At 69.8% G+C, this 21,693-nt stretch carries 17 protein-coding genes and 1 pseudogene; 10 read left to right on the top strand and 8 right to left on the bottom strand.

What is annotated here, in order from left to right; translation table 11 throughout:
* Window positions 1-52 precede the first annotated feature (52 nt).
* Window positions 53-1,843 (top strand): hypothetical protein, encoded by a 1,791-nt coding sequence (locus tag EP757_RS04610; protein ID WP_127542959.1) that lies wholly within the window; start codon window positions 53-55, stop codon window positions 1,841-1,843.
* 72 nt (window positions 1,844-1,915) lie between these two features.
* Here the strand turns inward: EP757_RS04610 and lexA are convergent, their stop codons facing one another.
* Complete coding sequence (lexA, locus tag EP757_RS04605) at window positions 1,916-2,686, bottom strand: transcriptional repressor LexA (RefSeq protein ID WP_127542958.1); 771 nt, start codon at window positions 2,684-2,686, stop codon at window positions 1,916-1,918.
* 741 nt (window positions 2,687-3,427) lie between these two features.
* On the opposite strand from lexA, the gene nrdR reads away from it, so the two are divergent.
* The 3 genes from nrdR (at window position 3,428) to EP757_RS04590 (ending at window position 9,064) form a co-directional block, all read left to right on the top strand.
* A complete protein-coding gene (gene nrdR, locus EP757_RS04600) occupies window positions 3,428-3,946 on the top strand; it encodes a transcriptional regulator NrdR (protein ID WP_127542957.1) in 519 nt (172 codons plus the stop codon).
* A gap of 58 nt (window positions 3,947-4,004) precedes the next feature.
* Complete coding sequence (locus EP757_RS04595; RefSeq protein WP_127542956.1) at window positions 4,005-6,908, top strand: vitamin B12-dependent ribonucleotide reductase; 2,904 nt, start codon at window positions 4,005-4,007, stop codon at window positions 6,906-6,908.
* Between the two features lie 167 nt (window positions 6,909-7,075).
* Window positions 7,076-9,064 carry a hypothetical protein gene (locus EP757_RS04590; RefSeq protein WP_127542955.1) on the top strand — a complete coding sequence of 663 codons (1,989 nt, stop codon included), beginning with the start codon at window positions 7,076-7,078 and terminating at the stop codon, window positions 9,062-9,064.
* 55 nt (window positions 9,065-9,119) lie between these two features.
* Here the strand turns inward: EP757_RS04590 and EP757_RS04585 are convergent, their stop codons facing one another.
* Complete coding sequence (locus EP757_RS04585) at window positions 9,120-11,672, bottom strand: bifunctional GNAT family N-acetyltransferase/acetate--CoA ligase family protein (protein ID WP_127542954.1); 2,553 nt, start codon at window positions 11,670-11,672, stop codon at window positions 9,120-9,122.
* 4 nt (window positions 11,673-11,676) lie between these two features.
* Window positions 11,677-12,858, bottom strand: coding sequence for an acetoin utilization protein AcuC (locus EP757_RS04580; RefSeq protein ID WP_127542953.1), 1,182 nt, complete (start codon window positions 12,856-12,858; stop codon window positions 11,677-11,679).
* Window positions 12,859-13,007: 149 nt separating this feature from the next.
* On the opposite strand from EP757_RS04580, the gene EP757_RS04575 reads away from it, so the two are divergent.
* Complete coding sequence (locus EP757_RS04575; RefSeq protein WP_127542952.1) at window positions 13,008-13,694, top strand: metal-dependent transcriptional regulator; 687 nt, start codon at window positions 13,008-13,010, stop codon at window positions 13,692-13,694.
* A 20-nt stretch (window positions 13,695-13,714) separates the two neighbouring features.
* Here the strand turns inward: EP757_RS04575 and EP757_RS04570 are convergent, their stop codons facing one another.
* Complete coding sequence (locus tag EP757_RS04570; protein WP_232050370.1) at window positions 13,715-14,272, bottom strand: hypothetical protein; 558 nt, start codon at window positions 14,270-14,272, stop codon at window positions 13,715-13,717.
* A gap of 130 nt (window positions 14,273-14,402) precedes the next feature.
* Here EP757_RS04570 and EP757_RS04565 point away from each other — a divergent pair, with 130 nt between their 5' ends.
* The 3 genes from EP757_RS04565 (at window position 14,403) to EP757_RS04555 (ending at window position 16,387) form a co-directional block, all read left to right on the top strand.
* The gene (locus EP757_RS04565; protein WP_127542951.1) at window positions 14,403-14,858 is read left to right on the top strand and encodes a hypothetical protein; all 456 of its coding nucleotides are present in this window, start codon (window positions 14,403-14,405) and stop codon (window positions 14,856-14,858) included.
* A complete protein-coding gene (locus EP757_RS04560; protein ID WP_127542950.1) occupies window positions 14,855-15,757 on the top strand; it encodes an alpha/beta fold hydrolase in 903 nt (300 codons plus the stop codon). Before EP757_RS04565 ends, EP757_RS04560 begins: the two co-directional genes overlap by 4 nt.
* Before the next feature lie 102 nt (window positions 15,758-15,859).
* Entirely contained in the window at window positions 15,860-16,387 is a 528-nt protein-coding gene (locus EP757_RS04555; RefSeq protein WP_127542949.1) for a hypothetical protein, read from the top strand.
* Here the strand turns inward: EP757_RS04555 and EP757_RS04550 are convergent.
* Window positions 16,356-16,625 carry a hypothetical protein gene (locus EP757_RS04550; protein ID WP_127542948.1) on the bottom strand — a complete coding sequence of 90 codons (270 nt, stop codon included), beginning with the start codon at window positions 16,623-16,625 and terminating at the stop codon, window positions 16,356-16,358. The genes EP757_RS04555 and EP757_RS04550 overlap by 32 nt on opposite strands.
* Before the next feature lie 174 nt (window positions 16,626-16,799).
* Window positions 16,800-17,774 (bottom strand): RNA polymerase sigma factor SigB, encoded by a 975-nt coding sequence (gene sigB, locus EP757_RS04545; protein ID WP_127554081.1) that lies wholly within the window; start codon window positions 17,772-17,774, stop codon window positions 16,800-16,802.
* A gap of 216 nt (window positions 17,775-17,990) precedes the next feature.
* Between sigB and EP757_RS04540 the strand changes: the two genes are divergently transcribed.
* Entirely contained in the window at window positions 17,991-18,779 is a 789-nt protein-coding gene (locus tag EP757_RS04540; protein ID WP_127542947.1) for a sporulation protein, read from the top strand.
* Window positions 18,780-18,782: 3 nt separating this feature from the next.
* Here the strand turns inward: EP757_RS04540 and dtd are convergent, their stop codons facing one another.
* Together dtd and EP757_RS04530 are read right to left on the bottom strand one after the other, a co-directional pair.
* The gene (gene dtd / locus EP757_RS04535; RefSeq protein WP_127542946.1) at window positions 18,783-19,205 is read right to left on the bottom strand and encodes a D-aminoacyl-tRNA deacylase; all 423 of its coding nucleotides are present in this window, start codon (window positions 19,203-19,205) and stop codon (window positions 18,783-18,785) included.
* Between the two features lie 70 nt (window positions 19,206-19,275).
* A pseudogene (locus EP757_RS04530) lies at window positions 19,276-19,476 on the bottom strand (hypothetical protein); the annotation flags it as partial.
* Between the two features lie 269 nt (window positions 19,477-19,745).
* On the opposite strand from EP757_RS04530, the gene EP757_RS04525 reads away from it, so the two are divergent.
* A complete protein-coding gene (locus EP757_RS04525) occupies window positions 19,746-21,689 on the top strand; it encodes a methyl-accepting chemotaxis protein (protein ID WP_127542945.1) in 1,944 nt (647 codons plus the stop codon).
* Window positions 21,690-21,693: the final 4 nt, after the last annotated feature.

The following is a 21,693-nucleotide window of genomic DNA, read 5'->3' as shown; positions in this document are numbered from 1 at the left end:
CGTTGATCCACACGTAATACCAACGGGCGACGCCGCATGCGACACTGTTCGGATGCGGCGTCTCGTCTTCTCGATCATCGTGGCCATGGGCTTCGTGATGGTCGGTTCCTCAAGCGCGTCCGCCGAGGACCCGACACCCGCGCCGACGGTGAGTGCCAAGGCGACACCCGGCAAGAGGCTTTGCAAGATCACCGACAAGCGGCTGGACGAGATCTCCGGCCTGGTGGCGACGAAGAACGGGTATGTCGCCATCAACGACGGCACTGAGGACTCCGCCAAGGAGAAGATCTTCTTCCTCAGCAAGAAGTGCGCCGTCACCGATGAGCAGTCATACAGCGGCGACGGCCCGCTCGACACCGAGGACATGGTGTTGTCGGCGGACGGCGACACGCTCTGGATCGCTGACATCGGTGACAACGGCGTCCGCGGCGACGACCCGAAACCGCGCCCGGCCATCGCCGTGTGGAAGATGCCGGCCGACGGCTCGAAGAAGCCCACGCTGTACCGGATGACCTACCCGGACGGTGACTCGCACGACGCCGAGGCGCTGCTGATCGACGGCGACGGCCTCCCGCTCGTGGTGACCAAGGAGATCGGCGCGACGGCCGGGGTCTACAAGCCGTCCGGCCCGCTCGTGGCGAAGAGCGCCGACGGCGTGGCGATGACCAAGGTGGCGGATCTCACGGTCAACGCGACCGAGACGGCCGGCAACGCGGTGGCCCGCATCGGCAACCGGACGATCACCGGCGGCGCGGTGGCGCCCGGCGGCACGAAGGTCGCGCTCCGGACGTACACCGACGCCCTGGAATGGGATGTGGCGAACGGCGACGTGGTCGCCGCCCTGAAGAACGAGCCGCGCACCACCGGCCTGCCGAACGAGCCGTTCGGCGAGGCGATCTCGTACAGCTCGGACGGCAAGCAGTTCCTCACGGTCTCCGACATGAACGGCGACACCGAGACCGTCAGCTACATCCGGGAGTACGAGCCGGCCACCGAGGTCGCCGCGATCTCGAAGAAGTCCGGCCAGGACACCGCCGGCGCCGCGTGGTACACCGACCTCGACAATCTGACCTACCTGGTCGCCGGCATCGGCGCGCTCGGCCTGATCCTGGTCGGCGCCGGTGTCTTCGGCATCGTCCGGTTCCGCAAGTCGCCGCGGGCGACCGCCGCGTCCGAGGCGGACGACCTGCCCGGCGGCCTGAACACCGACGACCCGGAGACCGAGCTGATCGGGGTCGGCGGCCTGCCGCAGCGTGCCCCGGCGTACGGGCGTCCCGGCGGCGGCCCCGGCGGTGGTGGCCCGGTCTACGGCGGCGCCCAGTCCGGTGGCCATTCCGGCCCGCTGCCCGGCGGCCCGGGTGGTCCTCAGCGTGGTGGCAACGGCGTCTACGGAGGAGCACCGGTGGGTGCCCCGTCGGGCGGTGCGCAGTCCGCCGGCGGGCAATACGGGCGACCCGCCGGCCAGCAGCCGCCGCGTCCTCCTCAGGGCCCGCAGCAGGGTGGCCGTCCACAGCCGCCGCGCGGCCCGCAGCAGGGCCGTCCCCAGCAGGGTGGTCCCCAACCGGGCGGCCGTCCGCAGCAGATGCCACCGCGTGGTCCTCAGGGCGGTCCTCCGCAGGGTGGTCCGCGGGGTCCGCAGCAGGGCGGTCGTCCGCAGCAGCAGCCGCCTCGCGGCCCGCAGCAGGGTGGCCGTCCGCAGCAGCAGCCGCGCGGTCCTCAGGGTGGTCCTCCGCAGGGTGGCCCGCGTGGCCCGCAGCAGCAGCCTCCGGGCCGTGGACAGCAGCCCCCGGGTCGCGGCGGCGGTGTCTACGGTCGCCCCGACGACCAGGATTACCAGCGTTAGCTCGGCGCTCACGACGTACAAGGAAAGAGAAGGCCGGTCCTCGGAAGAGGGCCGGCCTTCGTCGTGAACGGGTCAGACGCGGCGCAGGACCGCTACGACGCGGCCCATGATGGTGGCGTCGTCACCCGGGATCGGGTCGAAGGCGGGGTTGGCCGGCATGAGCCAGACGTGCCCGTCGCGCTGCCGGTAACTCTTCACCGTCGCCTCGCCGTCGATCATCGCGGCCACGATGTCGCCCGCCTCGGCGGTGGGCTGCTGGCGGACCACCACCCAGTCGCCGTTGCAGATCGCCGCGTCGATCATCGAGTCGCCCTTGACCTCCAGCATGAAGACCTCGCCCTCGCCGACCAGCTCGCGCGGCAGCGGGAAGAAGTCCTCCACCGACTGCTCGGCGAGGATCGGGCCACCGGCCGCGATCCGGCCGACCAGGGGGACGTAGGCGGGCTGCGGCCGGGCGGCGCGCAGCGCCTCGTCGTCGACCAGCTCACCGGGCGCGCGGACGTCCACGGCACGCGGCCGGTTCGGGTCGCGGCGCAGGTATCCCTTGGTCTCCAGCGCCTTCAGCTGGTAGGCGACGCTGGACGGTGAGACCAGGCCGACCGCCTCGCCGATCTCTCGGACGCTGGGCGGGTAGCCGTATTTCTCCACCCACTCGCGGATGAACTCCAGGATCCGCCGCTGGCGCGCGGTCAGGTCGGTGGCGACCGGCTCGGGGACGTGGCCGATCGGGGTGACCGAGCGCAGCTGGGGCGCGTCTCCGCTGCGGCCCCGGCTCGGCGTGCGGCGCCGGACGGGCCCCGGGTTCGGTTGCTGCTGTTGGCTCGTGCGGTCGTCGGTAGGCACGTCCGCCCTCCCTGTCGGCCAGTGCCTTCCGGCACGTGGTGCGTCGCGGAGCCGGACGACGCTGTGGGGATGACGTCGGCCCGGCTGACCCCTCTTGACGGAAAACCGTAATAGGGAGATGCGACATATTCAAACATCTGTACGACGTTTTCCCGGCGTGTCGCGCTCGAAGGCTCGACTTCCGTACTCCTGTTCTGATAGACCGTCGTACGGACGTTCTATCGAACGCGTGTCCGAGAAGAGGGGTCGTCATGGTTTCCAGTGGGATGCGACACGCCGCACCGCCGCTGCGGCTCACCCGGCGTGGCCGGGCAGTTCTGCTCGGTGTCTACCTCGCCCTGGCCGTGCTGGCGAGTGTCGTGTTGTTCACTAGCGCGTCGCAAGGCTGACCAGCGGGATTCGGTGTCCCGTGGTGGTCACCCGAGAGATGGGTCGTCCGGTTCTCCGGCGCGTCGTGCAGCCCCCGCCCGCTGCGCCGAGTGATCGTGACATCACCCCTGGTGGTGACGTTGAAAAAGCGGCGCGTCGGCACGTTGCTGAACTTGCGCCGCCGTCCGCCGGGGCATAGCGTCTACCCCAACATCTAGTGGTTACACGGATGGAAGTCATCCACAGGTTGGGTTTCCCTCTCCCCGGTTATCCACATGCGGTCCACAGCCTCGCGTTGGTCCCGACCATGGCGAAGCTGCGCTTCAGCATGTCCGCCAGCCGTCCGGGAGGGATGTCGAGGGGGTTCTTGCGGTGCGTTGCCCGTACTGTCGCCACGCTGATTCGCGCGTGGTCGACTCGCGCGAGGCCGACGACGGTCAGCTGATCCGTCGGCGGCGGTCGTGCCCCGAGTGCGGCAAGCGGTTCACCACGGTCGAGGAGGCGGTTCTCGCGGTGGTCAAGCGCAGCGGCGTCACCGAGCCCTTCAGCCGGACCAAGATCATGAGTGGCGTGCGGAAGGCCTGCCAGGGCCGGCCCGTCGACGAGGACTCGATCGCTCTGCTCGCGCAGCGCGTCGAGGAGACCGTCCGGGCCCGTGGCGCCGCCGAGATCCCCAGCCACGAGGTGGGCCTGGCCATCCTCACGCCTCTGCGTGAGCTGGACCAGGTGGCCTATCTGCGGTTCGCGAGTGTCTACAAGGCGTTCGATTCTCTGGACGAGTTCGAGAAGGAGATCGCCGCGCTTCGCGATGCGCCGGCCGTCAGGGAAACCGGGACGCGACACGCCGTCGCGCCGCGGTCCGGCGCGCGGGTGCCCAAGCTCAACGGCTGACATCAGCCGGCAATTCAGCGTCACCTTTCCGCGGTACTACGAGGGGGAGCACATCCTTATGGCCGGAGACGGCATCACAGCAGGTCGCCAGCGCAGCCGCACGAGCGGCGGCACCGGCGCGGCGGCCGGGGGGCTGCGTGTGGAGCGGGTGTGGACGACCGAGGGCGTTCACCCGTACGACGAGGTGGAGTGGGAGCGCCGCGACGTCGTCATGACCAACTGGCGTGACGGCTCGATCAACTTCGAGCAGCGTGGCGTGGAGTTCCCGGCGTTCTGGAGTGTGAACGCGGCGAACATCGTCACCACCAAATACTTCCGGGGCGCCGTCGGCAGCCCCGAGCGTGAGCAGTCGCTGCGGCAGCTCATCGACCGTGTCGTGCAGACCTACCGCAAGGCGGGCGAGCAGTACGGCTACTTCGCGACGCCGGCCGACGCCGAGGTCTTCGACCACGAGCTCACCTGGATGCTGCTGCACCAGGTCTTCAGCTTCAACTCGCCGGTCTGGTTCAACGTCGGCACCAAGTCGCCGCAGCAGGTCAGCGCCTGCTTCATCCTCTCCGTCGACGACTCGATGGACTCGATCCTCGACTGGTACAAGGAAGAGGGTCTGATCTTCAAGGGGGGCTCCGGCTCCGGCGTCAACCTCTCCCGGATCCGCTCCTCCAAGGAGCTGCTCTCCTCCGGTGGCACCGCCAGCGGCCCGGTCAGCTTCATGCGCGGCGCCGACGCCAGCGCGGGCACCATCAAGTCCGGTGGCGCCACCCGGCGTGCCGCCAAGATGGTCATCCTCGACGTCGACCACCCCGACATCGAGGAGTTCGTCGCCACCAAGGCGCGCGAGGAAGACAAGATCCGCGCGCTGCGGGACGCCGGCTTCGACATGGACCTCGGCGGCTCCGACATCGTCAGCGTCCAGTACCAGAACGCCAACAACTCGGTGCGGGTCAGCGACGAGTTCATGCGGGCCTACGAGGAGGGCGCCGAGTTCGGCCTCCGCGGCCGGATGACCGGCGAGGTGATCGACACGATCGACGCCAAGAAGCTGTTCCGCGGCATCGCCCAGGCCGCGTGGGAGTGCGCCGACCCGGGCCTGCAGTACGACGACACCATCAACGACTGGCACACGAACCCCGAGACGGGCCGGATCACCGCGTCCAACCCCTGCTCGGAGTACATGTCGCTGGACGACTCGTCCTGCAACCTGGCCTCGCTGAACCTGATGAAGTTCCTCAAGGCCGACGGCGGCTTCGAGGTGGAGAAGTTCGTCAAGAGCGTCGAGTTCATCATCACCGCGATGGACATCTCGATCTGCTTCGCCGACTTCCCGACCGAGAAGATCGGGGTCACCACCCGCGCCTACCGTCAGCTGGGCATCGGCTACGCGAACATCGGCGCCCTGCTGATGGCGTCCGGCCTGCCCTACGACTCGGACGCCGGCCGCTCGGTCGCCGCCGCCATCACCTCGCTGATGACCGGCACCGCCTACCGCCGCTCGGCCGAGCTGGCCGGTGTCGTCGGCGCGTACGAGGGCTACGCCCGCAACGCCGACGCCCACCAGCGGGTCATGCGCAAGCACGCCGCGGCCAACGACGAGATCCGTCCCGTCGGCGTCGTCGCCACCGAGATCGTCCGTGAGGCCACGAAGCAGTGGAAGAACGGCAACAAGATCGGTGAGAAGAGCGGCTGGCGCAACGCCCAGGCGTCGGTGCTCGCCCCGACCGGCACCATCGGCCTGATGATGGACTGCGACACCACCGGCATCGAGCCCGACCTGGCCCTGGTCAAGTTCAAGAAGCTCGTCGGCGGCGGCTCGATGCAGATCGTCAACCAGACGGTCCCGCGTGCCCTGCGCACCCTCGGCTACCCCGAGGAGCAGGTCGAGGCGATCGTCGAGCACATCGCCGACCACGGCAACGTCGTCGACGCGCCCGGCCTCAAGCCGGAGCACTACGCGGTCTTCGACTGCGCCATGGGCGAGCGGGTCATCGCGCCGCTCGGCCACGTCCGGATGATGGCGGCCGTGCAGCCGTTCATCTCCGGCGCCATCTCGAAGACGGTCAACATGCCGGAGACGGCGACCGTCGAGGAGATCGAGGAGATCCACTACCAGGGCTGGAAGCTCGGCCTGAAGGCTCTCGCGATCTACCGCGACAACTGCAAGGTCGGCCAGCCGCTCTCGGCCGGCAAGGGCGCGAAGGCGTCGGCTCCGGTCGCTGCCGAGGCCGCCCCGGCCGCCGCGGTCGAGAAGGTCGTCGAGAAGGTCATCGAGTACCGCCCGGTCCGCAAGCGCCTGCCGAAGAAGCGCCCGTCCGAGACGGTCTCCTTCTCGGTCGCCGGCGCCGAGGGCTACCTGACCGCGTCGTCCTACCCGGACGACGGCCTCGGTGAGGTCTTCCTGAAGATGTCGAAGCAGGGCTCCACCCTGGCCGGCGTGATGGACGCCTTCTCGGTCGCCATCTCGATAGGCCTGCAGTACGGCGTCCCGCTGGAGACGTACGTCGCGAAGTTCACGAACATGCGGTTCGAGCCGGCCGGTATGACCGACGACCCGGACGTGCGCATGGCGTCCTCGGTGATGGACTACATCTTCCGTCGCCTGGCGCTGGACTTCCTGCCGTACGAGACCCGTGCCGAGCTCGGCATCTTCACGGCGAAGGAGCGCACCGCCCAGGCCCAGGCCGAAGCGGCCGCCGAAGCTGCCACCGTGGACCTGGCCGGCATGGCCGCGTCCGCCCCGGCCGCCCCTGCGGTCACGCCCGCCCCGATCGCCCCGTCCACCGTCACGGTGGCCGAGGTGGCCGAGGCGAAGTCACCCGCGGCCGGCTCCTCGACCGAGCTCCTCGAGATCGTCACCGGCCACGCCGCCGACGCGCCGCTCTGCTTCACCTGCGGCACCAAGATGCGCCGTGCCGGTTCCTGCTACGTCTGCGAAGGCTGCGGCTCCACCTCCGGCTGCAGCTGACATCCGGTAGTCACGATGCCTCCCACCCGGCGACGGGTGGGAGGCATCTGCGTAGGAGACGAGTGCTGCCCCTGAGTCGACGGAGGGCGTTCATCCGGCCTCGGTCACGTGGCGTGGCGTGCTCGCACACCCATGGTCGTCAGCCGCGGCCGGTCTATCCTGCGTCGATGGATGTAGGCGGTCGGCGAGTCTTACGCCCCGAAGACCTGACACCAGCGGAGACATCGCTTGTCTCCTGTGCCCAGACCGGCAGCTGGTGGGATCGCAGGCATGACCACACCTTCGGTCCGCCCACCGCTTCGGTGGAGAACGACAAGAAAGAACGGACGATCCGCAGCGAAGTCCTCTACCAGCTCCTGAGCGGGCACGGCGAGTTGTCTGTGGACGCCTCTGGATCGCCGCTGACGGTGCGTGCTGTCCGGATGATGGGTGCCGTCATCGTCGGCCAACTCGACTTACGCGATATATCGGCGCGATGCCCTCTCGAGATTCTTGCCTGCGAGTTCGCGACGAGAACCGGCCCACTGATGCTGGACGGCGTGTCGTTCCCCTATCTGGTGCTGCAGCAGTGCAATGTGCCGGGGCTGGGTGCCGCAGGCGCACGTATCCGAGGTGATCTGAACCTGCGAGGGCTGATCAGCCGCAAGCCCGTGATCCTTACCGGAGCCGATGTCGCGGGGAATCTGATTCTGCAGGACGCCGACCTCGGGACAGCCGGAGACGGCGCGCTGATCGCCGAGAACCTATCTGTCGGCCGCAATCTGCTGGCGAATGGTGGATTCACCACCAACGGCGAGATCAATCTGCTCAACGCTGCCATCCGGGCGCAGGCCAACTTCGACGGCGCCTACCTCTATAACCCCGGCTCGATGACCATCCTGGCCGAAGGGTTGAAGGTCAGCGGGTCGATATTCATGCGCTCGGGATTCACCGCGGAGGGCAAGTTGCTCCTGCACCACGCCGACATCGGATCCAACCTGGTGTTGGATAGTGCCTCCCTCAGCAATCCCGGTTCAGATGCGATCGATCTGTCACACGCGACGATCGCGGGGAACATCCAGGCGGTAGCCGGTTTTGAGGTCGACGGCACGTTTCGGCTGCAGGAAGCGACGATCAAGGGTTCGTTGGTGCTGCATGGGGCACGGCTGAAGGCAGGCTCCGACGGTGTTGCGCTGGCCGGTGATCGGCTGCACGTCAGCGGCAGCTTCTTCGCGCGAGCGAAACTGTCAGCTGAGGGGTCCATTCGTCTGCGAGACGCGAGGATCGGTGCGGAACTGGCCTTCGACAGTGCCCGGCTCGCCAACCCGGGAGCGATCGCGCTGGATGCGCAGCGATTGACGCTGGAGGGCTCATTGTTCTTTCGCGCGGACGCTGCCGTGGCCGGTCAGATCAACCTCGCACACAGCACCGTCGCCGGCGCGGTGATCTTCAACCAGGCGAAACTCGAGAGCCCGGGAAACGTCGTACTGAACCTCAACCACGCAACGCTCAAATCGAGCTTGGTACTGAACCCGGCATTACTCGATGGATACATCGACCTCACCGGCGTGACCACGACGGAGTTCACCGACGGCGAGAAGGTGAGGAAGGTGCCGACGCAGACGGCGGGATTCCGATACGAGGCCATCCGTCCGGAGCCCCCGACGGTGCCGGTCGACGATCGACTCGAATGGCTGGCCATCGATCCTGACGGATACGGTCCTAACGGCTACTCGCACTTGGCCGACGTTCTGCGCAAGCACGGTCACGCCAGTGAGGCGAAGCATGTGCTGATCGAGTCTCAGCGGCGGCGCTGGCGACGGACCGGGACGTGGAGGGTGCCTTCCGCGTTGTGGAGCGGACTGCTGCGGTGGACGTTCGGATATGGCTACCGGCCATGGCGTGGCGCCGCGTGGCTGATCGGCGTGATCGTTGTCGGAACCGCCTACTTCAACAGCGTCGGCCCGTCAGCGTTCACCAAGACCAACGGCGCGCCTCCGTTCAATGCGCTGCTGTACACGGTCGACAGTCTGTTACCCGTGGTCGACCTCGGCTACGGCAAATGGATACCGAGTGGCTTGAGCCATGCGATGACCAGCGTCCTTGTCCTACTGGGCTGGCTGCTGGCCACAGCCTTGATCGCCGCGCTGGCGGGCGTATTCCGCCGGGGCGACTGAAACCCTCTGTCGCTCCCGGACGAAAAGCCGGTACCGGCGGTTCGGCATGGGTGAGCTAGGCGCTGCGGAGGCGGCGGGGGCCGGTGTCGGGGCGGGGGGCGTCGGGGGGTCCGAATTCGGCTGCCGCGTGGAGGACGGAGAAGCCGTCGGGGCGGGCCAGGACCGGGTTGAGGGTCAGGGCGCGGACGCGAGGGTGCTCGTCGGCTATGCGGCCCACGCGCAGGAGGAGGTCGATCAGGGCGGCTCGGTCGACCGGGGTGGAGCCTCGGTAGCCGTGCAGCAGGGGGGCTGCTCGTGGCTCGTCGACCAGGGCCTCGGCCGCACGGTCGGTGAGGGGGGCGGCCCGCCAGGCCAGGTCGCCGAGGAGTTCGCTGGCTACGCCGCCCAGGCCGAAACCGACGACCGGGCCGAACGCGGGGTCCTCGACCACTTCGATGCGGCACGCGACGCCCGGAGGGACCATCGTCTGCACCAGGACGTCCGGGCCGAAGGCGGCGGACAGCTCACGGTAGGCCGTACGTACGTCCTCCTCCTCGCCCAGAGCGAGGCGCACCGCGCCGAGGTCGATCCGATGGCGCAACCCACCGCCTGCCGCCTTCAGCGCGACCGGGAAACCCAGCTCGTTCGCGGCGCTCACGGCGGCGGAGACCGAGGAGGCCAGTGTGGACGGTACGACGGAGATGCCGTACGCGGAGAGCAGCTCACCGGCGGTCGGGGCGCTCTCGGCGGCGGCCGGGTCCACGCCGGAGAGCGCCGGCATGACGCCCGGCGGCCGGCGCAGCCAGTCGGCGTAGTTCACCACCCGGGCCAGTGCCCGCACCGCCTCCTCCACCGACGGGTACGCCGGAACTCGCGGCGGCACCTGCCCGAACACCATCGTCGCGACGGTCGGTTTCTCGCCGGCCAGCGCCACGCTCGCCAGCGCCGCCGCGAAGTCGGCGTCCTCGTCGGCGTGCTGGCCCGGTACCGGTGGCGCGAAGACCACGACGAGCGCGTCCACCCGGGGGTCGACGGCAGCGTCGGCGAGGGCGTCGGCGAGATCGTGGGCGGTGGCGAGCGGGCTCACGTCGCTGGGATAGCCGTCCGCCACGGTCAGGCCGGCGGCGTGGCAGGCCACCACGGCGAGTTCGGCGAGGGCCGACGAGTTGCCGACCACCGCGACCCGGCGGCCGCCCGGCAGCGGCTGGTGGGCCAGGATCATGCCGACGTCGAAGAGTTCCTGAACGGTGTCCACGCGGATGACGCCGGAACGGGCGAACAGGGCAGTCACCGCATTGGCGTCCGGACCGGGCGCATCGCCGGCGAGACCGGGCGGCCGGGTCGCCGACGCGACCGCCACGACCGGTTTCACCCGGCTCATCCGGCGGGCCAGGCGGGCGAACTTGCGCGGGTTGCCGAACGTCTCCAGGTAGAGCAGGACCACGTCGGTGCCCGGGTCGTCCTGCCAGAACTGCAGCAGGTCGTTGCCGGAGACGTCGGCGCGGTTGCCGGCCGACACGAAACTGGACAGTCCCAGGCCCCGCCGGTCGGCCTCGGCCAGCAGCGCCACTCCGAGCGCGCCGCTCTGCGCGAAGAAGCCCACCCGGCCGGCTTTGGGTAGACGCGGGGAGAGCGTGGCGTTCAGCCGTACCGAAGAATCGGTGTTGGCGATGCCGAAGCTGCTGGGTCCGATCACCCGGAGGCCCGCGGCCCGTGCCGCCTCGACGAGACGGCGTTGCTGGGATGCGCCGTCCGGTCCCGTCTCGCCGAATCCCGCCGAGACCACCACGACGCCGCCCGCTCCGGCGCGGGCCGCGTCCGTCCCGGCCTCCGGAACAGCATGCGCGGGCACGGCGATCAGCGCGAGGTCGATCGGGACTCCGGCTTCCGAGGCGTTTCGGTACGCCGGAAGCCCCGCTACCCGCTCAGCGCTCGGATGCACGGGGACGATCTCGCCGGTGTACCCGCCGTCGCGCAGGTTGCCCAGCATGGCGGCGCCGATGCCCTGCCCGCTGGCGCTGGCGCCGTAGATGGCGATGCCCCGCGGGGCCAGCAGCCGGGCGATCGAGCGGGCCTCGGTGAGGTGCTCGCGGGACTCCTGCACCTCGCGGGACTTCTCGGTCGGCGCGATCGGGAAGCTGAGGTGGACCACGCCGTCCGCGTACTTGCGCTGCACCTGGTACCCGGAGTCGCCGAAGACCCGCAGCATGCCGCCGTTCTCCGGCAGCACCTCGGCGACGAACCGGGTCATCCCGTTCTCCCGGGCCGCCTCCGCCAGATGCTCCAGCAGCACCGAGCCGATGCCCCGGCCCTGGTGCGCGTCCTCGACCACGAACGCCACCTCGGCGTCCATCGAGTCCGGGCCGAGCCGTTCGTACCGGCCGACAGCGGTGATCCGCTCGTCGGCGTCGACGGTCACGAACGCCTCCCGGTCGTGGTGGTCCACGTTGACGAAGCGCTGCAGGTCCCGTTCCGGGATCCGCGGGTACGGCGAGAAGTACCGCAGGTACCGGGTGCGGTCGCTCATCCGGGAGTGGAAGTCCACGATGGCCGGAGCATCTTCCGGGCGGATCTGCCGCAGATGCGCGGTCGAGCCGTCGGCGAGCAGGACATCTGCGCTCTTAGCCACGTCGTCAGTCCCTGGGGTCGTGCGGGTCCAGTCCGTGCAGGGGGAAGATCGCCGTCCGGGTCGCCTGGATGGCACGGTCCACCGGGTCGGTCGTCCCCGGCGACCAGTGTTCCAGGATCGGCGGCACGCCGTCGGTCATCGTCTCCGGAACAGGTACGCCGGGGCAACGCCGGCCGGCCAGATCGCGCCATCCCTGCGGGGTCCGGGTCGCCGGGTCCAGGGGCTCGCCGGTGGCCACCGCCAGAAGATGCGTCCAGGCCCGTGGCACCACCTCGACGAGCGCGTACCCTCCGCCGCCGGTCGCCACCCAGCGGCCCTCGCAGACGTCGTCGGCGAGTTCGCGGATCGCCATGTACGCCGCGCGCTGCCCGTCCACCGACAGCTTCAGGTCGGCGAGCGGGTCGAGGCGGTGCGCGTCGGCGCCGCACTGGCTGATGATGATCTCCGGTGCGAACGCCCGGACCACCGACGGCACCACGGCGTGGAAGGCGCGCAGCCAGGCCGCGTCGCCGGTGCCCGGCGGCAGTGGCACGTTCACGGCGGTGCCCTCGGCGTCCGGGCCGCCGATCTCGTCGGCGAAGCCGGTGCCGGGGAAGAGCGCCAGCGGTGTCTCGTGCAGGCTCACGGTCAGCACCCGCGGGTCGTTCCAGAACGCGGTCTGCACGCCGTCGCCGTGGTGCACGTCGATGTCGATGTAGGCGACCCGCTGCGCGCCCTGTTCCAGCAGCCAGGCGATCGCCACGGCCGGATCGTTGTAGACGCAGAATCCGGCGGCCCGGGCCGGCAGCGCGTGGTGCAGGCCGCCGGACACGTTGACGGCTCGCCGGGCCGAGCCGCGCCAGACCGCCTCCGCCGCCGCGATGGTGGCGCCGCAGATCCGGGCCGAGGCGTCGTGCATGCCGTCGAAGACCGGGTTGTCGGGTGTGTTCAGGCCCCAGCCGGTGAAGAACGGATCGATGGGGGCGAGGCGCACGGCGTCCAGGTAGTCGGCCCGGTGCACGCGCGTGAGATCGATCTCACTCGCTGGGCGCGGGGTGACCATCTGTACGTGCGGACGGTCCAGTACGCCGAGCTCCCGCGCCAACGCCATGGTCAGCTCGACCCGCACCGGATTGAGCGGATGGTCGCCCATGTCGTACTCCAGCAGGGCACTGTCCCACACGACAGCCGTCGTCTCGTCCGCCATGTGGACATGCTGCCATGGGTGCTGTCATCCGGTCGTGGCCCACGTGTCGTTAGCACAGGTGTTCCGGGGTCGGGTAGGGTCTCCAGACACTTGCTCGGGGCGGAAGTCAACCCCCCGCCGCGCGGTATTATCGCTGCTGGGAGGACCGCATCGTGAACGATCTCGTCGATACCACCGAGATGTACCTGCGCACCATCCTCGAACTCGAAGAGGAAGGTGTGCCCGCACTCCGAGCCCGCATCGCCGAACGCCTGCACCAGAGCGGTCCTACGGTCAGCCAGACCGTCGCCCGGATGGAGCGCGATGGTCTGCTGACCGTCGAGGGTGACCGTCACCTCGTTCTGACCGACATGGGCCGGTCGACCGCCGTGGCCGTCATGCGCAAGCACCGGCTCGCCGAGCTCCTGCTCGTCAACGTCATCGGCATGCCCTACGAGGAGGCCCACGAGGAGGCCTGCCGGTGGGAGCACGTGATGAGCGACTCCGTGGAGAAGCGCGTCTACGAGCTGCTCAACAAGCCGACCCGCTCGCCGTACGGCAACCCCATCCCCGGTCTCGAGGAGCTGGGCGCGCCGGACGAGACCCTCGCCGAGCACAGCCTCGGTGAGCGCAACCTGGCCTTCCCGGGCCTGACCGGGAGCGTCGTGGTGCGGCGGATCTGCGAGAGCGTGCAGACCAACTCCGACGTGCTGCGCCAGCTGCACGCGGCCGGCATCGACCCGGGCACGACGGTGACCGTGGCGCAGGAGCGCGACGGCGTCACCATCGACAAGTCCGGAGACAAGATCCGCCTGCCGCGCGAGGTGGCGTCCCGGGTCTTCGTCGCGGCCCGCTGAGGACCGGACACCACCGGCGCTCAGCCGTCGGTGGTGTTCATCGCCTGGGCGAGGGCGAAGAGTTTGGTGTTCATCGCCTTCACGGTCGCCGCGTCGGCGCCCTTCTCGAAGGTGTACTTCAGCGTCTGCAGCTGCTTCGCCTCGCTCAGCCAGCCGATCTCCACGGACGGCCCGTGCCCGCCCTTGGCCTTCGTGTTGAGGCGGTAGGCGGCCTTGCCCAGTTTCTTGAGCTTGGTCGCCTTCGCCGGCATCCGCTCGTCGAGGAAGATCTCGGCGTCCGCCTTCGTCGTCTCCACTACGGAGAGTGAAAGGTCGGGCCACTCCTCGTCGACGTTCTGCACGACGCAGGTGGACGTCTCGTCGACCTGGTCGGAAGCGGCCACCGAGAACCGGACGCCGATGAGATCGTCGATGAAATCCCAGTCCCAGAGGATGCAGGCGCCGCCGGCCGACGCCGCGGGTGGCGCGACGACCTGGATCGGGGGGAGCGTGGAGGTGGCCTCGGCCTCGTCGCGGGGCCCGCACCCGGATGCGGCGAGCAGCACTACGACGGCCGGCACGGCGAAACGCGTACGCACTGGTGATCCTCCCGAGTCCGCGCACACCCTATGGGGCGGACCGGCATGAACGGAAGACGCGGGTTCGCTGTCGTCTCGTCACTCCGCGTGCACTTGACGGTCGCTGTCAAGTACGTGGAGGATGGCGGGCATGAACGCGCTGGCCGAGCAACTGCTCCGTCTCGTCGACGTGCGCCTGCTCGACCCGCTGGAGATCCTGCTGGAGGACGCCGAGCTCCCCGGCGGGCTGCGGACCGTGCTGCGCCGGCGGGCGGCCGACTGGGCCGGCACGATCCGGGACGGCGACCAGGCCACGGCCGTGCGCACCATCGCCCGGATCATCGCGACGCTCTACCCGGACGAACACGCGTTCAGCCCGCCCGCCGACTGGTGGCGGACGCCGTTCGGGCAGGCGGTGGTTCGCAGGGTCGGTCATCCGTACGCGGAAGCGGTGTCCTATGCGACAGCCGGGGCCATGCTCGGCATCAGTCGCCAGGGGGTACACGACCTCGTGCGCCGCGGTCGCCTGCCTCGTCATCCGGACGGTGGTGTCCCGGTCACCGCCGTCCGGGATCGATTACTGGAAACGCCTGGAGAGTCCTCATGATCAACGACCGCCTCATCGACGCCGGCGAACTGCCGCTGGCCGTCCGCGACTTCGGTGGCGACAAGCCTCCGCTGCTGCTCCTGCACGGCGCCGGGGGGAACCTGGCGCACATGACCACGCTGGCCCGCGCCCTGCGCCCGCAGCACCGGGTCGTCACCGTGGACCTGCGCGGGCACGGGCGCTCCGGCGACGGGCCGTGGACCTGGGACGCCGCGCTCGGTGACCTGGCCGCGGTGACCGTGCAGATGGAGCTGAACCGGCCCGCCGTGGTCGGCCACTCGCTCGGCGGGATCATCGCCGCGCTCTGGGCGCAGCGGCACCCGGAGACGCCCGGCGTGGTCAGCCTGGACGGCAACCCGCCGCCCACCCGCCCCGAGCACCTGCCCGGGCTCGACCCGGAGAAGGCCGCCGGCGAACTGGCCCGGCTGCACTCGGTCTTCGACGTCATCGAGGCCACGGCCGGCCAGGTGATCCCCGCCGACCAGCTGCCCGACCTGGTGGAACGCCAGCAGATGGCGGCCCGGGACATGGGTGCCAACGAGAAGGTGTGGATCGAGGGCTTCCGCCGCAACCTGGTGCATGTGGACGGCGAGACCTCGATCCGGCCGTCCGGCGCCGCCACCGCGGAGATGCGCGCCCTGATGAACTCGGTCGACCTCGGGCCGGTCTACGCGGCGACGAGCTGCCCCGAACTGGTCGTCCTGCCTACCCGCAGCCTGCCCGAGCAGGAGCCGTTCGCGGAGCTCTACGCGGCACACCGGCGGTTCCTGGTGGAGCAGGCCCAGGCCGCGCCGAACCTGCGGTACCTGCAGCTCGCCGACGCGTCGCACGCCATGGTGATCGAGCAGCCGGCCGCGCTCGCCTCGATCATCACGGACTTCCTGGTGGAGCAGCGCTGATCCGTCCCTCGACTCCTTGCATCCCTCCCCCTCGATGATCCGAACCGGCCACACCCGACAATGGCGAGCGGCGTGGTGTTCGGTGATGGGAGGGTGACGAGGATGGGCCGGCCCGAGGAACTGGAGGCGGAGGCGCGCGCGGTGCTGGCGCTGCTGGAGCCGTTGGGCCCGCTGCAGGCCACCGGCAGTTGCGTCGCCGGCCTCATGGTGTCGCGCGAGGTCGAGGTGATGATGGTGGGCGGGCCGGCGTACTCGCCCGCCGACGTGGTCACGCTGCTCGCCCGGGCCGTCGAGATCCCGGGCGTGACCGGTTTCTCCTATGTCGACGAGCGCTCGTCGCACGGGCGATTCCTCGTGGAGTTGGTGGTCGACCGCTGGACGGTCGAGCTGTCGATCTGGCTCGACCCGGAGAAGGCGTCAGCCGGCGACCCGTATCGGGAGCTGGCCGGGCGGCTCACCGCCGAGGAACGCGAGGCGATCCTGGCGATCAAGCGGATATGGCGGGAGAGGCCGGAGTACCCGGGCGCCGACGCCGTCTGCACGGCGGTGCTGGAGCACGGCGTACGGACCGCCGTGGAGTTCGGCGTGTGGCTGCGGACTATTCAAAATCGGACAGCGTCATGGAAATGACGTTGATGAGAATGATTGCCAGGCCGATCAGAACCGGCCAGAGGACGACGCCGGTGAAGGCGCCCGCAGCGGTGTCCCGGCGGGCGTTCCGCTGGTGCCACTGACCGAGAATGATCACAGCGACGATTGCTACGGCGGAGAGCGCCCAGAGCAGAGCCTGCTGTCGTACGGCCACCGCCGCCGCGATGACGGCCGCCCAGACGAGCAACGCCTGCCCCAGCCCGATCGTGAAACGCATCGGGCCACCGTAGCCACGCAGGGCAACCGCCCGGCTTCGGGATCGGGGCCGTGCGGTCGCTTCGGGTGCGTTCCCGCGCCGGGTCCACATGGTCGTGGGGCGGGCACGCGGAAGGGCCCGCCCTGCCGCTCCCCCCGAAGCGGGCCGGACGGGCCCTGTGGCTTGTGGTGCTGGTCAGACGGCGTAGGCCTCGAGGCGGGAGGCGCGCTCCGGGTCGCGGAGTTTGAGCATCGTGACCTTCTCGATCTGGCGGATGCGCTCGCGGCTCAGGCCGAACTCGCGGCCGACCTCGTCGAGGGTGCGCTGGCGGCCGTCGTCCAGGCCGAAGCGGAGGCGGATGACCGCGGACTCGCGCTCGGAGAGGGTGGCGAGGACGATCTCCACCTCGCTGCGGAGCTCGCCCTGCGCGACGCCCTCGCCGGGCTGGTTCGGGTCGACGGCGGCGACGAAGTCACCGAGGGCGCTCTCGCCGTCCTCGCCGACGGCCTGGTCCAGGCTGACCGGCTCCCGGTCGTACGAGATCAGCTCGATGACCTGGAATTCGGGCACGTCCATCGTGGTGGCGATCTCGGCGATGCTGGGTTCGCGGCCGAGTGAGGCGGCGAGGTCGCGCCGGCAGCGGACCATGCGGTTGACCTGCTCGACCATGTGCACCGGGATGCGGATGGTGCGGGCCTGGTCGGCCATGGCGCGGGTGATGGCCTGCCGGATCCACCAGGTGGCGTAGGTCGAGAACTTGTAGCCCTTGGTGTAGTCGAACTTCTCGACCGCGCGGATCAGGCCGAGGTTGCCCTCCTGGATCAGGTCGAGGAAGGCCATGCCGCGGCCGGTGTAGCGCTTCGCGATGCTGACGACCAGTCGCAGGTTCGCCTCGAGCAGGTGGTTCTTCGCGGCCTTGCCTTCGGCGACGATGACGCGGAGCAGGGACGCGATCTCGGCCGGCGCCGCGGCGAGCTTCTCCTCCGCGTAGAGCCCGGCCTCGATGCGCTTCGAGAGGGTGACCTCCTCGACCGCGGTCAGCAGCCGGGTGCGGCCGATGCCGTTCAGGTAGGCGCGGACCAGGTCGGCGGAAACGCCCCGCTCGTCCGTCGCGTCGAGGTCGACCTCGACCAGGCTCTGTTCGACAACCATCTGCTCCGACGCCTTCATCTCCAGGACCACTTGAGTCCCCTCCCCGCGATCAACGTCTCGTGCGTACCAGCCGCTTTCGTGCCGGTGACAGGAAGTTTCGTCGCTGGCGCGTTAAGCGGAGGTGAGGCCAGCCTCCAGGTGGCATGAATCGGGGAGAACCCTGACGTCGAGAAGACGACAAGCGGGGTTTGCCGGACGCCGATAATGTGCATGCACCGAGAAAGGGTGATGATCGTGGTCTTCAAACGCATGATGCAGGCGTTCGGTGTCGGTGGGCCTTCGGTCGACACCGTGCTGACGAATCCGAACACCTACCCGGGCGGGTTCCTGGAGGGGACCGTGCACGTGGTCGGCGGCGACCACAGCGTGGACGTCGAATACCTCGCGATCGGCCTGATCACGCGGGTCGAGGTGGAGAGCGGCGACAGCGAGTACCAGACCGATCAGGAGTTCCACCGGCAGCGCCTGACCGGCTCGTTCCGGCTCGACCCGGGCGCCCGGCACGACGTGCCCTTCAGGTTCGACGTGCCGTGGCAGACCCCGATCACCGAGGTCTACGGCCAGCACCTGCACGGCATGACGATGGGCCTGACCACCGAGCTCGAGGTGGCCCGCGCGGTCGACAAGTCCGATCTGGACACCGTGGCGGTGCACCCGTTGCCGGCCGAGGAGCGGATCCTGGAGGCGCTGCTGCGTCTCGGATTCCGGTTCAGCCGGGCCGACGTGGAGAAGGGCCGGGTCTACGGGGTGGACCAGCAGCTGCCGTTCTACCAGGAGATCGAGTTCCACCCGCCGGCGGCGTACGCGAGCGGCATCAACCAGCTGGAGCTGACGTTCCTGCCGACGCCGCACAAGCTCCAGGTGGTGCTGGAGCTGGACAAGCGCGGCGGCGTCTTCACCGAGGGGCACGACTCGTTCGGCAGCTTCGACGTCGATTACGCGACCGCCGATCAGACCGACTGGGCGGCCCGCCTGGATCAGTGGCTGCGCCAGTCCGCCCAGCGCCGCGGCCTGTTCTTCTAGTTCTCAGAGCTCCAGCAGGACCGTGCGCGGTCCGACGTTGACGCTCTCCACGAGCATGTGCGCCCGGAAGCGGCCGGTGGCGACGGTCGCTCCCCGGGCGCGCAGCGCGTTCACGAACTCGGTGATCAGCGGCTCGGCCGCCTCGGCGGGCGCCGCCGCGTTCCAGGTGGGCCGGCGGCCCTTGCGCGCGTCGCCGTACAGCGTGAACTGACTGACCACCAGCACCGGAGCGTCCTCGTCCGAGGCCGACCGGTCGCCGTCGAGGATGCGCAGCTCCCAGGTCTTGCGGGCCAGTTCGGCCGCCTTCGCCGCGGTGTCGTCGTGGGTCACGCCGACGAGCACGAGCAGGCCGTCCTCGATCTTCCCGACGATCTCGTCGTCCACCGTCACGCTGGCCCGGCTGACCGTCTGTACCAGTGCTCGCATCGCTGTCCCGTCATCCGTCGTCCGGCCGGCACGCGGGTCGGTGCGGCGGCCGGACGACGGTAACCGATCGTCAGCCGGCGGTGTCGCTGGTGTATTCCTCCGGCGGCGTGCGCATCGCGCCGGTGGTGGCGTCGCCGGTCGTGGTGTTCGCGACGCCGGGGCCGGAGTTCGCCCGCTGCGGGAAGCTGGCCGGTCCGGCCGTGCCGCCGGTGGTGGTGACCATCCCGCCGCCGGCCGGCGGCGGACCGCCGTCGACGAGCTGCTCGGTGTCGGTGTCCGCCGGATAGGTGCTGGACAGTTCAGAGTCGCTCATGGTCCCGGGATGCCCGCCTCGTCCCGGCGCAAACGTGATCCGGCTTCGGAAAGCAACGATTTGCATGGATTTGTTGCTGATCGGCGTGTCGCCGGTGCCAGGATTTCCCTGGTCGGAGGGGGCGTCGACAGCTGTCCGGCAGCGACCGTACGGCGTGCTCCCTATCGCGGCGACTCGTTCCGCACCCGCTCGCGCCGGATCGACCGTTCACAGATGGGAGTTCACCCATGCCCCTCACCAGCACGTCCTCCGGGCGGGCCACCGAAGCCTCCCGCGCCCGCCCGGCCGCCGCGCCCGTCTCGGCGCGTCCCGCCGCGGGCCGTGGCGCCGACCCGGACGCCAACCGCAAACAGGCCCGGTCGGTGGCGAAGCAGCAGCAGGCCGCCGAACGGATCGCCACCGCCACCGCGGAGATCTCCGCGCAGAACGCCCAGGCCGCCGAGGCGTCCCGCCAGCTCTCCGAGTCGATGCAGCAGATCGCGGCCGGCGCCGAGGAGGCGTCCGGCGCGACCCAGCAGAGCCTCGCCGCGATGAATCAGGTCGAGGAGCGGGTCAGCCGTCAGGAGCAGACCACCCGCCAGGTGGCCGATCTGAGCCAGGCCCTGCAGGCCCTGCTGAACGAGACCCGGACCGGGATCAGCAACCTGCTCGCCAACGTCGACAGCGCGTCGACGCGGCAGACCGAGTCGGTGGTGACCATCACCGAGCTGGAGAAGCAGGCCGACGAGATCGGCGAGATCGTCAAGACCGTCGCGCACATCGCCGACCAGACCAACCTGCTGGCACTGAACGCCGCGATCGAGGCGGCCCGGGCCCGGCAGCACGGCAAGGGCTTCGCGGTGGTCGCCGACGAGGTGCGCACCCTCGCCGAGACCAGCGAACGCAGCGCCCGGCAGATCCGCGACCTGATCGACGAGGTGCGCAACAGCGTCACCGAGATCGCGGGTGCGGTGCAGACCTCCGCCGAGACGGCCCGGGGCGAGGTGGAGAAGGGCAAGACGATCACCTCGCAGCTCGAGACCATCCGCGCCGACATGGGCACGATCATGACGGGCGCCACCGAGATGGCTGTCGCGGCGGAGCAGGCGAAGCGCGCGGCCGGCAGTGCCAAGCAGCGGTCCGAGGAGATCGCGGCGGCGGCCGAGCAGCAGTCCGCGGCGTGCGAGGAGTCGTTGCAGACGGTCGCCCAGCAGACGCAGGCACTCCGGCAGAGCGACCAGGCCGCCGAGTCGCTCGCCGAGGTCTCCGAGACCCTGCGCAGCAGCACCGACATCGCCAAGAGCGCCGAGGAGGTCGCCTCCGCGGCCGAGGAGCTCTCGGCCGCGGTGGAGGAGATCACCCGCGCGGCCGGCCAGATCAACGTGGCGATCAACGAGATCAACACCGGCGCGCGGACCGCCGCCGAGAAGGGTCAGCAGACCGCCGATCTCGTCGCCCAGATCGAGCAGGGCGCGCAGAGTTCGGCGACCCGCGGCAGCAACGCGGTGGAGCGTGCCGACGTGATCCTGGAGCTGCTGGCCGGGAACAAGGAATCGGTCGACTCCATGATCAACGCGATCGGCACAGCTGCCCGCGAGGGCATCGACAACGTCCGCAAGGTCACCGAGCTGGAGCAGATCTCCCGCCGGATCGACAAGATCGTGGACGCCATCGCCAACGTGTCGATCCAGACCAACATGCTCGCCGTGAACGGCTCGGTCGAGTCGGCCCGGGCCGGCGAGTTCGGCAAGGGCTTCGCGGTGGTCTCCACCGACATCCGCAACCTGGCCCGCGACTCGGCGGACAACGCCGACCGGATCAAGGACCTGGTCAAGTCGGTGCAGGACCGGATCGTGCAGGTCCGCGCCGATCTGGAGGAGACCAGCCGCCTCTCGCTCGCCGAGGTGGAGTCGGCGAAGGCCACCACCGCGCGGCTCGAGGAGATCGAGCGCGACATGCAGCAGGTGCGCGGCGGCAACGACGAGGTCCGGGAATCGGCGATGCAGATCGTCAGCGTGCTCGGCGAGGTGAAGGTCGGCCTGGAGCAGATCTCGTCGTCGGCCGCGGAGGCCGAGCAACTCGCTGCGCAGTCCTCGACCGCGGCCCGGGAACAGGCCCAGGGCGCCGAGGAACTCGCCGCGGCGGTGGAGGAGATCGCGGCGCTCGCCGACGAGCTCCAGAACGCCGGCTGACGGC

Source organism: Actinoplanes sp. OR16 (genome assembly GCF_004001265.1).
Lineage (GTDB): Bacteria > Actinomycetota > Actinomycetes > Mycobacteriales > Micromonosporaceae > Actinoplanes.
Note: the sequence above shows the minus strand (reverse complement) of the source record. Positions and strands in the feature narration are given on the sequence as shown.